This is a genomic window from Photobacterium aphoticum, assembly GCF_001029435.1.
Taxonomy (GTDB): Bacteria; Pseudomonadota; Gammaproteobacteria; order Enterobacterales; family Vibrionaceae; genus Photobacterium; species Photobacterium aphoticum.
The window spans coordinates 1-431 of record NZ_LDOV01000061.1 but is presented as its reverse complement, the minus strand read 5'-3'; the positions used below and the strand labels follow the sequence as shown (position 1 = coordinate 431).

General features: G+C 56.1%; 1 pseudogene. It reads right to left on the bottom strand.

Annotated elements, in window-relative coordinates:
- Positions 1-431, bottom strand: a pseudogene (locus tag ABT58_RS24225) (hypothetical protein); the annotation flags it as partial.

Here is a 431-nt window from a genome sequence, read left to right as displayed (position 1 = left end):
CAGTGTCACTTCAGCTGTCACAGTGCCATCCGCGCCCAACTCATCGCTGTTGTACACGCCGTCACCATTGGTGTCACCCAGTAGCTCTACCGATGGCGCCGGAGCGGCTTCTGAGTCAACCAGAGCATTGTCGCTCACCTCCGGTGATGGGTTGCCGGCAGCATCTACAACCTGTGCGGTCACTTCAACATTGTTACCGACAACCGACACTTCAACCTGGATACCGTTATCCAGATCAGCCTGCGTGATTTCACGGTCAACAAGAACAGTACCGTCGGTATCTTTAATGATGATACGATCGCCCACTTCAGTGCCCGCAGCCAGTGTCACTTCAGCTGTCACAGTGCCGTCAGCACCCAGTTCATCACTGTTGTAGACGCCGTCACCGTTGGTGTCGCCCAGTAGCTCTACCGATGGGGCCGGAGCGGCTT